Genomic DNA, 11,880 nt, shown 5'->3' with positions numbered 1-11,880 from the left:
GCGATCCTTGCGAGCGGGAGGAGGGAGACACGACGACGCTCTCCCCGCGGAGGAGCAGGTCCTCTGCGGGGAGAGCGTCAGGGTGTCACTGGCTGAGGTACGAGGTGACCGTGACGTCACCGGCGATGATCGACTCCTTGAGAGCGTCGACCTCGTCGACGAGCTCCTGGTCGACCTTGTCCTCGAAGTTGTGGAGCTCGGCCAGTCCGACCCCACCGTTCTCGAGGGTCCCGACGTACGCCTCGGCGTCGAAGGAGCCGCTGCCCGCAGCCATGATCGTGTCGTAGACGGAGACGTCCATCTGCTTGAGGATCGAGGTGAGGATGAGGTCCTCCGTGCTGGGGTCCGTCACGAAGACGTCGGCGTCGACACCGATGAGGGCGATCTCACGGCCGGAGTCCGCGATCGCGTCCATGGCCGACTGGTAGATGGGGCCACCCACGGGGAGGAGGACGTCGACACCCTGGTCGATGATCCCGGCTGCCGTCTCCTTGGCCGTGTCGTTCGCTGCAAAGCTACCCGTGAAGGAGCCCTGGTCGCCGCCGGTGTAGCCGATGACCTCGACCGCGGTGCCCTTGACCTCGTTGTAGTGGTCGACGCCCTGCTTGAAGCCGTCCATGAAGATCGTCACGGTCGGGAACGGCTGGCCGCCGAAGGTACCGACCTTGCCCGCCTCCGAGTAGCCGGCCGCGAGGTAGCCCGCGAGGAACGCCGCCTGGGCGGTGTCGTAGACGAGGGGCTTGATGTTCTCTGCGTCCTTGACGCCGTCGAAGTCGTTGTCGGCTGCGTCGTCGACGAGGACGAAGTCGATGTCCGGGTTCGAGGTCGCGGACTCGACAGTGGCCGCGGAGAGCGCGAAGCCGACCGAGACGATGGTCTCGCAACCCTCTGAGACGAGGGACTCGAGGTTGGGCGCGAAGTCCGTCTCGGAGTCCGACTGGACCTCGGCGTGCTCAGCACCGAGCTCGTCGGAGGCCTTGACCAGGCCCTCGTAGCTCAGCTGGTTGAAGCTCTTGTCGTCGAAGCCGCCCTCGTCCGAGACGATGCACGGGCGGTAGTCGGAACCCACGGCGGAGGTCGCGGTGCCCTCGGCCGTCTCCTCCGGCGCGCTACCACAAGCGGTCAGGGCCAAGGCTGCGATGGCACCCGTCGCCGCGAACTGAGCAACTCTCTTCACGTGGAACTCCTGTTGATCTCGTTGAGGAACCAGCCCGGTGAAACCAGAGAAGGCAAGCGCCCTTGCTACGCGCGCTCTTGTGGTCGGACGGCTCGTGTTCCCCCGAAGAATACGGTTCGATCTGTCTCGTCGAGGTTACTAGGACGTAACAGCGTCGCTTCGTTACCAAAGCGCAAAACTCCGTCTGTCCCATGGGACGCAAGGGTCCACGCCTCGGGATCTACCCGCCTGTGCGCCTCCGGACGGCTCGCGCTGGCCCTATCGGGGCCGGCGGTCGCCGCCGCTCGCGGCGACCCGCGACAGCAGCGCCACCCCTGCGGAGATCGCCGACTCGTCGACGCGCAGGTCTCCCTGGTGGATGTCGAAGGTGTGGCCGCCGGGCGTCCTCGTCCCGAGGCGGGCCATCGCTCCCGGCACCTTCGTGAGGTACCAGGCGAAGTCCTCGCCGCCGAGGGACTGCTCGGTGAGCACCACCGAGTCCTCGCCGAGCACCTCGTGCGCGGCGGCCTCGAGCACTCCGGTGCACCGACCGTCGTTCTCGACCGGCGGGACTCCCCGCTGGTGGTGAACCTCGACCTCGACGCCGTAGGGCTCCGCGACCTGCTCGACGGCGTCGTGGAGGACCTGTGCCGCGTGCTCCCACGCCCGCACGTCGAGGCAGCGCAAGGTGCCGCGCACCGTACCCGTCGTGGGGATGGCGTTGTGCGCCTGCCCGGCGTGGACCGCCCCCCAGGTGAGGTTGACGCCCGAGCGCGGGTCGAGGCGGCGCCCGAGGATGGCCGGCACCTGGGTGATCACCTGACCGAGCGCGTAGACCACGTCCCCCGTGAGGTGCGGCCGGGACGTGTGCCCTCCGCTCGACGTGATCGTCACGGTCACCTCGTCGGACGCCGACGTGATCGGACCGATCCTCGTCCCGATCGTCCCCGCGTCGACCTTCGGGTCACAGTGCAGCGCATAGATCTCGCCGACACCGTCGAGCACGCCCTGGTCGAGCAGGTCGAGGGCTCCCCCGGGCTGGACCTCCTCGGCCGGCTGGAAGACGAGCCGGACCGCTCGGGTCAGCTCGCCGGCCGTGTGCAGCTCGGCGAGGACGAGGCCGACACCGAGCACGATGGTCGTGTGCACGTCGTGGCCGCAGGCGTGGGCGACCCCACGCACGGTGGAGGCGTAGGGCAGGCCGGACGTCTCGGTGAGCGGCAGGGCGTCGATGTCGGCGCGCAGAGCGAGCCGACGCTGGCCGGTGAGGGCCGCGCTGGGACCGATGTCGCACGTGAGACCGGTGCCGGTGAGCAGCCGAGGCTCGAGCCCGGCTCGCCGGAGCCGCTCCGCGACGAGGGCGGTCGTCCGGGTCTCGGTGCGCGCCACCTCGGGGTGCGCGTGGATGTCACGCCGGATCGCGACGAGCTCGTCGTGGAAGCCCTCGACGAGCGTCCTGATCCTCTCGGCCGTGACGAAAGAGCTCACAGCAGCTCGTCCATCCCGCGTTCGCGCAGCTCGGTGACGATGTCCTTGACCTGCTGCGCCCGCGCGCGCGTCGTGACGAGGAGCGCGTCCGGGGTGTCCACGACGACCACGTCGTCGAGGCCGAGGATGGTCACCACCCGCCCGCTCGCGGGGACCACGACGGATCCGGCGCTCTGCACGCGCACGACGGAGCCTGCGTCGCCGAGGACCTTGGACCCGGAGTCGTCCGCCGCCGGGAGGAGGGCCGCGAGCGAGTTGAAGTCACCGACGTCGTCCCAGCCGAAGTTGCCGGGGACGACGACCACTCCACCCGCGTCGGCCACGGGCTCCGCGACCGCGTGGTCGATCGCGATCTTCTCGAGCGCCGGCCACACCCGCGCGACGACCTCGTCCCGCTCGGGGGTGTCCCACGCCTTCGCGATCGTCCGGAGCCCGGCGTGCAGGGCGGGGCGCTGCGCCGCGAGGTGGTCGAGGAGCACGGAGACCTTCGTGATGAACATCCCTGCGTTCCAGCGGTACTCCCCCGTCGCCAGGTACTGCTGCGCGGTCGTGGCGTCGGGCTTCTCCGTGAAGCCCACGACGTGCATCGCGCTCGGTGCGCCTTCGAGACCGAGCGGCTCGCCGCTGTGGATGTAGCCGAAGGCAGTGGACGGCCGAGAGGCCGCGATACCGATGGTCACGACGTAGCCGTCCTCGGCTGCGCGGACGCCCTCGCGCACGGCCTGCTCGAACGAGTCCTTGCCGGCGATGACCTGGTCCGCGGCGAACGAGCCGATGACGACGTCGCCGTGACGCTCCGCGAGCACCGCGGCGGCGAGCCCGATCGCTGCCATGGAGTCGCGCGGCGACGGCTCGGCCAGGAGGTTCTGCGCGTCGATCTCGGGGAGCTGCGCGCTCACGGCCTCGACGTGGGCCACACCCGTGACGACGACGACACCGGACTCACCGGAGAGAGGCACGATCCGGTCCATGGTCGCCTGGATGAGGGAGCGACCGGACCCGGTGAGGTCGTGGAGGAACTTCGGCGCGCCCGAGCGCGAGAGCGGCCACAGCCTCGTCCCTGCTCCGCCGGCCGGGATGACCGCATAGAAGTTGGGGACGCGGGCTGAGGGAGTCGATGACATACCTCTGAGCATAAACAACGATTCGTCTGTGGATTGCGTCACAAAAGCCAAACAGAGGCGCCGGGGGACGACCGCCCGGGCGCGACCACCGCCCAACACTCACTAGAGTGAAGGCTGACAAACGGTCCGGGCAACGATGCCTGGTACCTCAACGGGAGCACCGGACTCGCCAGTTCCGCCCCCCTGACTCGCCACAGGAGGCGCCAAAGTGCCCAGTGCACCAGCTGGCACGCTGTACCGCGGCCGTGAAGGTATGTGGTCCTGGGTCGCGCATCGCGTGACCGGCGTGCTGATCTTCTTCTTCCTGCTCGTCCACGTGCTGGACACCGCACTCGTGCGTGTCTCGCCCGAGGCCTACAACGCGGTGATCGGCACCTACCAGACCCCGGTGATGGGTCTCGGCGAGGCCGGCCTCGTCGCAGCCATCGTCTTCCACGCGTTCAACGGTATCCGCATCATCCTGGTCGACTTCTGGGCCAAGGGTCCCAAGTATCAGCGCGTGATGCTCTGGGTGGTCCTCGGCCTCTTCGTCGTGACCATGGCCGGATTCCTGCCACGCCACCTCATGCACGTCTTCGGGGGGAACTGATGAGCTCCGCACCTGCCATCGCGAACCCTCGCGACTCCTACAAGCGGCAGAAGTCCACGCGCTCGAACTTCGAGCTCTACGGCTGGGTCTTCATGCGTGCCTCGGGCGCCGTCCTGCTCGTCCTCGTCTTCGGCCATCTCTTCGTCAACCTCATGGTCGGCGACGGGGTGAACGCGATCGACTTCGCGTTCGTCGGAGGCAAGTGGACCTCGCCGTTCTGGCAGGTCTGGGACCTGCTCATGCTCTGGCTGGCGATGATCCACGGCACCAACGGCGTGCGCACGATCATCAACGACTACGCCGAGCGCCCCATGGTCAGGCTCTGGCTGAAGATCTCGCTCTACGTCGCGTTCGTCGTCGTCACCGTGCTCGGCACGCTCGTGGTCTTCACCTTCGAGCCGTGCCCGGTCGGCTCTCCGGCGGACCTGCTGCCGTCCATCTGCTTCGACTGACCCACCTACCAACTCGCCTCGAGGAGGCATCGCCCACGATGCAAACCCACCAGTACGACGTCGTCATCGTCGGCGCGGGCGGCGCAGGCATGCGCGCCGCCCTCGAGTCATCCGGCGAGGTGCGCACCGCCGTCATCTCGAAGCTCTACCCCACGCGCTCGCACACAGGTGCCGCGCAGGGCGGGATGTGCGCCGCACTGGCCAACGTCGAGGAAGACAACTGGGAGTGGCACACGTTCGACACCGTCAAGGGCGGCGACTACCTCGTCGACCAGGACGCTGCCGAGATCATGGCCAAGGAGGCGATCGACGCCGTCCTCGACCTCGAGCGCATGGGCCTGCCCTTCAACCGCACGCCCGAGGGCAAGATCGACCAGCGCCGCTTCGGCGGTCACACCCGCAACCACGGCGAGGCCGCCGTCCGCCGTTCCTGCTACGCAGCGGACCGCACCGGGCACATGATTCTCCAGACGCTCTACCAGCAGTGCGTCAAGCAGGAGGTCGAGTTCTTCAACGAGTTCTACGTCCTGGACCTTCTCGTCGACCACGACCTCTCGGCCGGGCACGTCCCGGACGGCGAGGCCGTCAACGTCACCGGCGTGGTCGCGTACGACCTCGCGACCGGCGAGATCCACGTCTTCCAGGCGAAGTCCGTCATCATCGCCACCGGCGGTGCCGGGAAGATCTTCAAGACGACGTCGAACGCCCACACCCTCACCGGCGACGGCATGGCGCTCGCCCTGCGCCGCGGCTTCCCGCTCGAGGACATGGAGTTCTTCCAGTTCCACCCGACGGGCCTCGCCGGCCTCGGCATCCTCCTCTCGGAGGCAGCCCGAGGCGAGGGCGGGATCCTGCGCAACTCCGACGGCGAGCGCTTCATGGAGCGCTACGCACCGACGATCAAGGACCTCGCCCCGCGCGACATCGTGGCCCGCTCCATGGCCCTCGAGGTCCGCGAAGGCCGTGGCTGCGGCCCGAACAAGGACTACGTCCTGCTCGACCTCACGCACCTCGAGCCGGCCCACATCGACGCCAAGCTCCCGGACATCACAGAGTTCGCCCGGACGTACCTCGGCATCGAGCCGTACACGGAGCCGATCCCGGTGTACCCGACGGCCCACTACGCCATGGGTGGCATCCCGACCAACGTCGACGCCGAGGTGCTCCGCAACAACACCGACACCGTCCGTGGTCTGTACGCCGCCGGCGAGGTCGCCTGCGTGTCGGTCCACGGCTCGAACCGCCTGGGCACCAACTCCCTGCTCGACATCAACGTGTTCGGCAAGCGGGCTGGACGGGCCGCGGCGGCGTACGCCAAGACGGTCGACTACCTCGAGATCCCTGCCGACGCGACCACCTCCGTGGTGGCGCAGCTGGACGAGATGCGCGAGCGGCCTACCGGTGAGCGTGTCTCCGACCTGCGGTCGGCGCTGCAGGAGTCGATGGACCTCAACGCCCAGGTGTTCCGCACCGAGGACTCGCTGCGGCAGGCGCTCGCCGACATCCGTGCGCTGCAGGCGCGCTACGAGAACGTGAGCGTCCAGGACAAGGGGCGGCTCTTCAACACCGATCTCCTCGAGGCCCTCGAGCTGGGCTTCCTCCTCGACATCGCCGAGGTCGTCGTCATCGGCGCCCTCAACCGCAAGGAGTCGCGCGGTGGCCACTTCCGGGAGGACTACCCCGAACGAGACGACGCCAACTGGATGCTGCACACGATGGCGTACCGCCGACCGATCGGCGACACGACCGTGGTGAGCGCGGACGGCACCGCAGGTGCCTTCTCCGAAGAGAGCATCTTCGAGAACTACAAGGTCGTGCTGGGCGGAAAGCTCGTCACGCAGACCAGGTACGAGCCGATGGAGCGTAAGTACTGATGACTGCAACCATGGAACAAGCACCCCAGGCAGAGATGGGCGCGATCCCGAGCTTCGAGGTCACGATCCGCCTCCGCCGATACCTGCCCGAGTCGTCGCGCGGCGACGAGGCGTACTGGGAAGACTTCACGGTCACCGCGTACGGGACGGACCGCGTCCTCGACGCCCTCCACAAGATCAAGTGGGAGCACGACGGCTCACTGACCTTCCGCCGTTCGTGCGCGCACGGCGTCTGCGGCTCCGACGCCGTCCGCATCAACGGACGCAACCGGCTCGCCTGCAAGACGCTCCTCAAGGACGTCAACCCGGACAAGCCGATCACCGTCGAGCCCATCAAGGGCCTGCCGGTGATCAAGGACCTCGTCGTGGACATGGAACCGTTCTTCGCGTCCTACCGCGAGATCATGCCGTTCCTCATCACCACGGGCAACGAGCCGAGCAAGGAGCGCATCCAGTCCTCGGAGCAGCGCGAGCGCTTCGACGACACGACGAAGTGCATCCTCTGCGCCGCGTGCACGTCCTCCTGCCCGGTCTTCTGGACCGACGGGCAGTACTTCGGTCCAGCCGCGATCGTCAACGCGCACCGCTTCATCTTCGACTCCCGGGACGAGGGTGCAGAGCAGCGGCTCGAGATCCTCAACGACAAGGAAGGTGTGTGGCGCTGCCGCACCACCTTCAACTGCACCGAGGCGTGCCCCCGCGGCATCGAGGTCACCAAGGCCATCCAAGAGGTCAAGCGAGCGATGATCACGCGCGCGTTCTGACCCTCCGCGACACACGAAGGCGCCCCAGGCTCACCGGCCTGGGGCGCCTTCGTCGTCCTGTGCCACGCTCGAATCCAGTCCGGCTCCGGTCGGAAGAGCGGGGCAGATCAGCCGAGCGGGAACGTCCGCACGGATCGCCACACGTTGTCGTCGCCGTGCTCGTAGAGGGAGATCGCGTCGACGTCGAAGCTCGCCTCGTAGTCGGCCATCTCCTCGAACGCGACGTCGAGCGACGCGTCGGGCACCTCGTGTGCGACCGTCACGTGCGGGTGGTAGTTGAAGCGCAACGGCTGCTCGAGCGGCCCGGACCGCACCGCGCGCTCGAGCGCCTCGCACTCCGCGATCCCCTGGGCGACCTGGACGAAGACGACGGGTGAGACGGGCCGGAACGTCGCCGAGCTGCGCAGGTGCACCGTGAACGACGACGCCGACGCGGCGACCCGGGCGAGGTGCAGGTGGACCGTCTCCACGTCCTGCGGCTCGAGGATCGTCGGGCCGAGCAGCGTGATGTGCGGAGGGATGAGCTCGGCCAACGGGTCGCCGAACCTCTTGCGCGCATGCTGGAGCTCGGCGCCGAAAGGCGGAGGCACCTCGATGGCGACCCCCACGCGCCGCTGGTCGCCGACACGCTCGGGGATGTTCACCGGGACTCGACCACCGCAGGCAGGAGGCCCACCCGGTCATACACCCGACTGACGGTGACGCGCGCGATCTCGCGCGCCTTCGCCGCGCCACGAGCAAGGATCCGGTCGAGCTCCGCGGGATCAGCGAGGTAGTGGTTCGCGCGTTCCTGGAACGGCGTGAGGAAGTCGACCATCACTTCGGCGAGGTCGACCTTGAGGTGCCCGTACTGCTTGTCGGCGTACTCCTTCTCGAGCGCCTCGACAGTCTGGCCCGTGAGGGAGGAGAAGATCGTCAGGAGGTTCGAGATCCCGGGCTTCGTGGCGGGGTCGAAGAGGATCTCCGAGCCCGCGTCGGTGACGGCCGAACGGATCCGCTTGGCGGAGACGGCCGGGTCGTCGAGCAACCAGATGACGCCCTTGCCCGTGGCGGACTTGCTCATCTTGGCCGTCGGGTCCTGGAGGTCGTAGATCTTCGAGACGGCCTTGACGATGTGCGCCTCAGGCACGACGACGGTGCCCGGCCCGAAGCGGGTGTTGAGGCGCTCCGCGAGGTCACGGGTGATCTCGAGGTGCTGGCGCTGGTCCTCACCGACAGGCACCCGGGCCGCGTCGTAGAGGAGGATGTCGGCCGCCATGAGGACCGGATAGGTGAAGAGCCCGACGGTCGTCCCCTCGGCCCCCTGCTTGGCCGACTTGTCCTTGAACTGGGTCATCCGGCTCGCCTCGCCGAAGCCGGTCTGGCAGGAGAGGATCCATGCCAGCTCGGCGTGCTCGGCCACGTGCGACTGGACGAACAGGGTGGACCGCTCCGGGTCGACGCCACCGGCAAGATACTGGGCCAGCGTCCGACGCGTGCGCTCCCGCAGCTTCGCCGGGTCGGGGTTCACGGTCAGCGCATGCAGGTCAGCCATCATGTAGAGCGTGTCGTACGAGTCCTGCAGCGCCACCCACTGGGTGAGAGCGCCGATGTAGTTCCCGAGCGTCAACGAGTCGTCGGTCGGTTGCATCCCCGAGAGGATCCTGGGGCGCAGTGCGTCGTTGGCCATTCACTCATTCTGGCAGCAAGGGCGGGCAATGCCGAATCAGCGCCGCACCGTCGAGGCGAGACCAGGCGTCACGTCGCCTCGGAGTCGAAGGGAGCCGTCGCTCCGTCGGCGAGCGGCGCTGCGGGTTCCGGCCAGGCCGGAGACTTTGTCAGGCCGACGCCACCGGTCGCGACCGCTGCGCGCGCTGCGGGTGCTGAGACGGTCGACTTCGCCCGGGGATCGAGAACGGTGTCCTCGAGCAGCGCGTCGCGCACGATGCGCCTGGGGTCGTAGCGTCGCGGGTCGAGCTGCGCCCAGTCCACGTCCCCGATCTCGGGACCGAGCTCCTCGGTGACCTTGACCTTGGCCTCGGCCAGGTAGCCCTTCCCCCGGCGCACGAGCGTCGCGAGCTGCTCTGCATAGCCGGGCAGCCGCTCTGGCCCGATCACGAGGACCGCGAGCACAAGGATGATGACGAGCTCGCCGCCGTTGATTCCGAACACGGTCCGTCCAGTTCTCGTCGCTTGGTACCGGGTGGGCTGGTCGTTGCTAGCTGCTCGTCGCCTTGTCGAGGACGATCGACACATCACGCTCGTCGTCCCCTGAGCGTACGCGCAGGACGACCGTGTCACCGGGAGCCTTCGCGCGGATCGCGACGATGAGCTCGTCCGGCTGAGTCACGGGGCGACCGTCGATCGACAGGATCACGTCACCGGACACGATCCCCGCTCCGGCCGCAGGGCCGTCGACGGTCACGGCGGCCAGGCCGCCCTGGTCGTCCGGGGACACCCTGACGCCCTCGCCGTCGTATGCGGAGTCGAGCAGCACGCCGATGATCGGGTAGCTTGCGACGCCGGTCTCGATGAGCTCCTCCGCCGTGCGGCGCGCCTGGTTCGAGCCGATGGCGAAACCGAGACCGATGCTGCCGGAGGCCGACATCTGCCCCGGTGGCTGCGCGATCGCCGAGTTGATCCCGATGACCTCGCCGGCCCCGTTGACGAGAGGCCCGCCGGAGTTGCCGGGGTTGATCGCGGCATCCGTCTGGAGCGCGTTGATGAAGGCCGTGTCCGTGACGTCGCCGGCCGAGACCGGGCGGTTGAGCGCGCTGATGATGCCCGACGTCACCGTGCCGTCGAGCCCGAGCGGCGCACCGATCGCGATGACGGGGTCGCCGACCACGACGCCGTCGGAGTCGCCCAGCACGAGGGGGACCATGCCGGTCCGCTCGACCTGGAGGACCGCGAGGTCGTAGTCGGCGGTGCGGCCCACGAGCGTCGCCTCCTCCTCGCTGCCGTCGACGAAGGTGACGCGGATCCGGCCGTCCGGCACCGCACCCGCGATGACGTGGTTGTTCGTGAGGATGTAGCCGTCGTCCCGGATGACGAAGCCGGAGCCTGTCCCCTGCCCGTCGGCTCCAGACACCTGGATCGACACGACGCTGGGAGCGACGGTGGCCGCGATGTCGGCGATCGACCCGTCGGGCCGCGTGAGGTCCTCGGAGGGCGACACGGTCGGAAGGTTCGCGTCGTCGGGTCGTCCGGCGATCGCGTCCACGGCGACCGGAGCGAGCACTCCGCCGACCGCGCCGACGACGAGAGCGGCGACGAGGAGGACCGCGACGAGCCCTGCTCGGGCGCCGCTCCTCCGAGCCGGCACCGGCGCGGGTTGCCACGGGAGCATGACCGCGCTCTCGGAGAGCCAGGGCTTCTCGTGCGCCCCGGCGAGACGCTCGCGCGGCGAGGCAGGCTCGTCCTGTGACGCGGCACGGTCGGGCGACGGATCGGCGGCAGGGTCGAGCGACAGGTCCGAGCGGGGCGTGGGCAGGGCCTGCGGGTGCTGGGCGGTCGGGTCCTGGTCTGGCGGCGGCGGCACGGGTCGGAGCCCAGAGGACCGAGGGTTCTCGTTCACCTAGAGGACTCCTGTCAGTGTTGACCAGCCACGACCCACGCGCGCCTGGAATCCTGTGTCGAACTCGTCGACGGTGAACGTCGACACCAGTTGTAGCACGTCGTCGAGCGCCATCTCCGACACGACGTCGATGACGGTGTCCGAGGACTGCCAGACGAGGTGGACCGGCGCCTCGGAGACGACGTACACCGGGTTCCCGTCGACGACCGTCCGCGTGGTCCCGTCGAGGACCGACAGGTCCAGCTGCCCCTTCTGCTCGCGGACGACCACCCTGCCGAGCGGGCTCTCCAGGTCGACCTCGAGGATGAGGTCGTCCTCGCCGACGAATCGCACCTGGGTGACGCGGACACCGTCCGGGAGAGACTCGGGGCGCTGCCACCCCTGCTCCCCCATCCAGCCGAAGACGTCCTCTGTCGGCAGGTCGCCCGCCGTGGCCGGGAGGTCCAGGACCAGGCTCGAGGTCCCGTCGAGCGAGAGCGCCGGCCGCGGTGCGGACGCCAGGACGGACAGCGCGTCCGTCGTCGTGCGCGACGGCACGACGACCGGGCGCTCACCGAGGACGAACAGGCCCGCAGCGGCGACCCCCGTCGCGGCGAGGGCGCTGAGGGCCACCCCCCGGACCCATCGCGGGGCAGCATCGGCACGGACGTCTCCGCAGAGCGCGAGAGACCGGGCCGGGAGCTCTTCGTTCGAGCGCAAGGCCTGCGCGGCCGGGGCGCCGGGGGCGGCCTGGACCCTTGGGCCGTCTCCGCAGCTCATCGCGAGGAGCCTCGACATGAACTCCGGGTCCGGACGCACCTCGGAGAGCTGACCGCGGAGAGACTCGCGCGCTCTGCGGAGACGTCCGTGCCGATGCTGCCCCGCGATGGGTCCGGGG

The 11,880-nt window shown here is 69.0% G+C and carries 12 protein-coding genes; 4 read left to right on the top strand and 8 right to left on the bottom strand.

All coding sequences use genetic code 11. The annotated features are described in order from the left end of the window. Positions 1-85: 85 nt before the first annotated feature. The 3 genes from ABKW26_RS11260 to ABKW26_RS11250 all read right to left on the bottom strand — a co-directional run bounded on the left by ABKW26_RS11260 (position 86) and on the right by ABKW26_RS11250 (position 3,768). Complete coding sequence (locus ABKW26_RS11260; RefSeq protein ID WP_348593722.1) at positions 86-1,177, bottom strand: BMP family ABC transporter substrate-binding protein; 1,092 nt, start codon at positions 1,175-1,177, stop codon at positions 86-88. Positions 1,178-1,435: 258 nt separating this feature from the next. Next, on the bottom strand, positions 1,436-2,644 hold the full coding sequence (locus ABKW26_RS11255) for an amidohydrolase (RefSeq protein ID WP_348593720.1): 1,209 nt from the start codon (positions 2,642-2,644) through the stop codon (positions 1,436-1,438). After that, entirely contained in the window at positions 2,641-3,768 is a 1,128-nt protein-coding gene (locus ABKW26_RS11250) for a mannose-1-phosphate guanylyltransferase (RefSeq protein WP_348593718.1), read from the bottom strand. The genes ABKW26_RS11255 and ABKW26_RS11250 overlap by 4 nt, the downstream gene beginning before the upstream one ends. Before the next feature lie 208 nt (positions 3,769-3,976). On the opposite strand from ABKW26_RS11250, the gene sdhC reads away from it, so the two are divergent. Genes sdhC through ABKW26_RS11230 form a run of 4 tightly spaced genes read left to right on the top strand, consistent with a single transcriptional unit; the run spans position 3,977 to position 7,447 of the window. Then, positions 3,977-4,357, top strand: coding sequence for a succinate dehydrogenase, cytochrome b556 subunit (gene sdhC, locus ABKW26_RS11245; protein ID WP_348593717.1), 381 nt, complete (start codon positions 3,977-3,979; stop codon positions 4,355-4,357). Next, positions 4,357-4,809 carry a succinate dehydrogenase hydrophobic membrane anchor subunit gene (locus ABKW26_RS11240; RefSeq protein ID WP_348593715.1) on the top strand — a complete coding sequence of 151 codons (453 nt, stop codon included), beginning with the start codon at positions 4,357-4,359 and terminating at the stop codon, positions 4,807-4,809. Before sdhC ends, ABKW26_RS11240 begins: the two co-directional genes overlap by 1 nt. A 38-nt stretch (positions 4,810-4,847) precedes the next feature. Continuing rightward, on the top strand, positions 4,848-6,683 hold the full coding sequence (gene sdhA / locus ABKW26_RS11235; protein WP_348593713.1) for a succinate dehydrogenase flavoprotein subunit: 1,836 nt from the start codon (positions 4,848-4,850) through the stop codon (positions 6,681-6,683). Next, positions 6,683-7,447, top strand: a complete 765-nt coding sequence (locus tag ABKW26_RS11230; protein ID WP_348593711.1) for a succinate dehydrogenase iron-sulfur subunit — start codon at positions 6,683-6,685, stop codon at positions 7,445-7,447. Before sdhA ends, ABKW26_RS11230 begins: the two co-directional genes overlap by 1 nt. Before the next feature lie 107 nt (positions 7,448-7,554). Here ABKW26_RS11230 and ABKW26_RS11225 read toward each other — a convergent pair whose 3' ends face one another. From ABKW26_RS11225 to ABKW26_RS11205, 5 genes are all read right to left on the bottom strand, one after another. Continuing rightward, the gene (locus ABKW26_RS11225; protein WP_348593709.1) at positions 7,555-8,091 is read right to left on the bottom strand and encodes a 2'-5' RNA ligase family protein; all 537 of its coding nucleotides are present in this window, start codon (positions 8,089-8,091) and stop codon (positions 7,555-7,557) included. Beyond that, positions 8,088-9,116, bottom strand: a complete 1,029-nt coding sequence (gene trpS, locus ABKW26_RS11220; RefSeq protein WP_348593707.1) for a tryptophan--tRNA ligase — start codon at positions 9,114-9,116, stop codon at positions 8,088-8,090. The genes ABKW26_RS11225 and trpS overlap by 4 nt, the downstream gene beginning before the upstream one ends. Before the next feature lie 68 nt (positions 9,117-9,184). Further along, positions 9,185-9,598 (bottom strand): Sec-independent protein translocase TatB, encoded by a 414-nt coding sequence (locus tag ABKW26_RS11215; RefSeq protein ID WP_348593706.1) that lies wholly within the window; start codon positions 9,596-9,598, stop codon positions 9,185-9,187. A gap of 46 nt (positions 9,599-9,644) precedes the next feature. Next, positions 9,645-11,003, bottom strand: a complete 1,359-nt coding sequence (locus tag ABKW26_RS11210) for a trypsin-like peptidase domain-containing protein (protein ID WP_348593704.1) — start codon at positions 11,001-11,003, stop codon at positions 9,645-9,647. Next, positions 11,004-11,880 (bottom strand): hypothetical protein (locus tag ABKW26_RS11205; protein WP_348593703.1); only part of this gene is annotated, 877 nt, incomplete at its 5' end.

The sequence above is a fragment of the Sanguibacter sp. 25GB23B1 genome (assembly GCF_040012415.1).
Classification (GTDB): domain Bacteria; phylum Actinomycetota; class Actinomycetes; order Actinomycetales; family Cellulomonadaceae; genus Sanguibacter.
The sequence above is the reverse complement of the archived record's forward strand: the minus strand, read 5'-3'. Positions and strand labels throughout refer to the sequence as shown.

What these genes read in the sequence shown, in the direction of transcription:
- ABKW26_RS11250 (WP_348593718.1), bottom strand. Translation starts at nt 3,768, where the DNA reads ATGTCATCGACTCCCTCAGCCCGCGTCCCCAACTTCTATGCGGTCATC.
- ABKW26_RS11240 (WP_348593715.1), top strand. Translation starts at nt 4,357, where the DNA reads ATGAGCTCCGCACCTGCCATCGCGAACCCTCGCGACTCCTACAAGCGG.
- sdhA (WP_348593713.1), top strand. Translation starts at nt 4,848, where the DNA reads ATGCAAACCCACCAGTACGACGTCGTCATCGTCGGCGCGGGCGGCGCA.
- ABKW26_RS11230 (WP_348593711.1), top strand. Translation starts at nt 6,683, where the DNA reads ATGACTGCAACCATGGAACAAGCACCCCAGGCAGAGATGGGCGCGATC.
- trpS (WP_348593707.1), bottom strand. Translation starts at nt 9,116, where the DNA reads ATGGCCAACGACGCACTGCGCCCCAGGATCCTCTCGGGGATGCAACCG.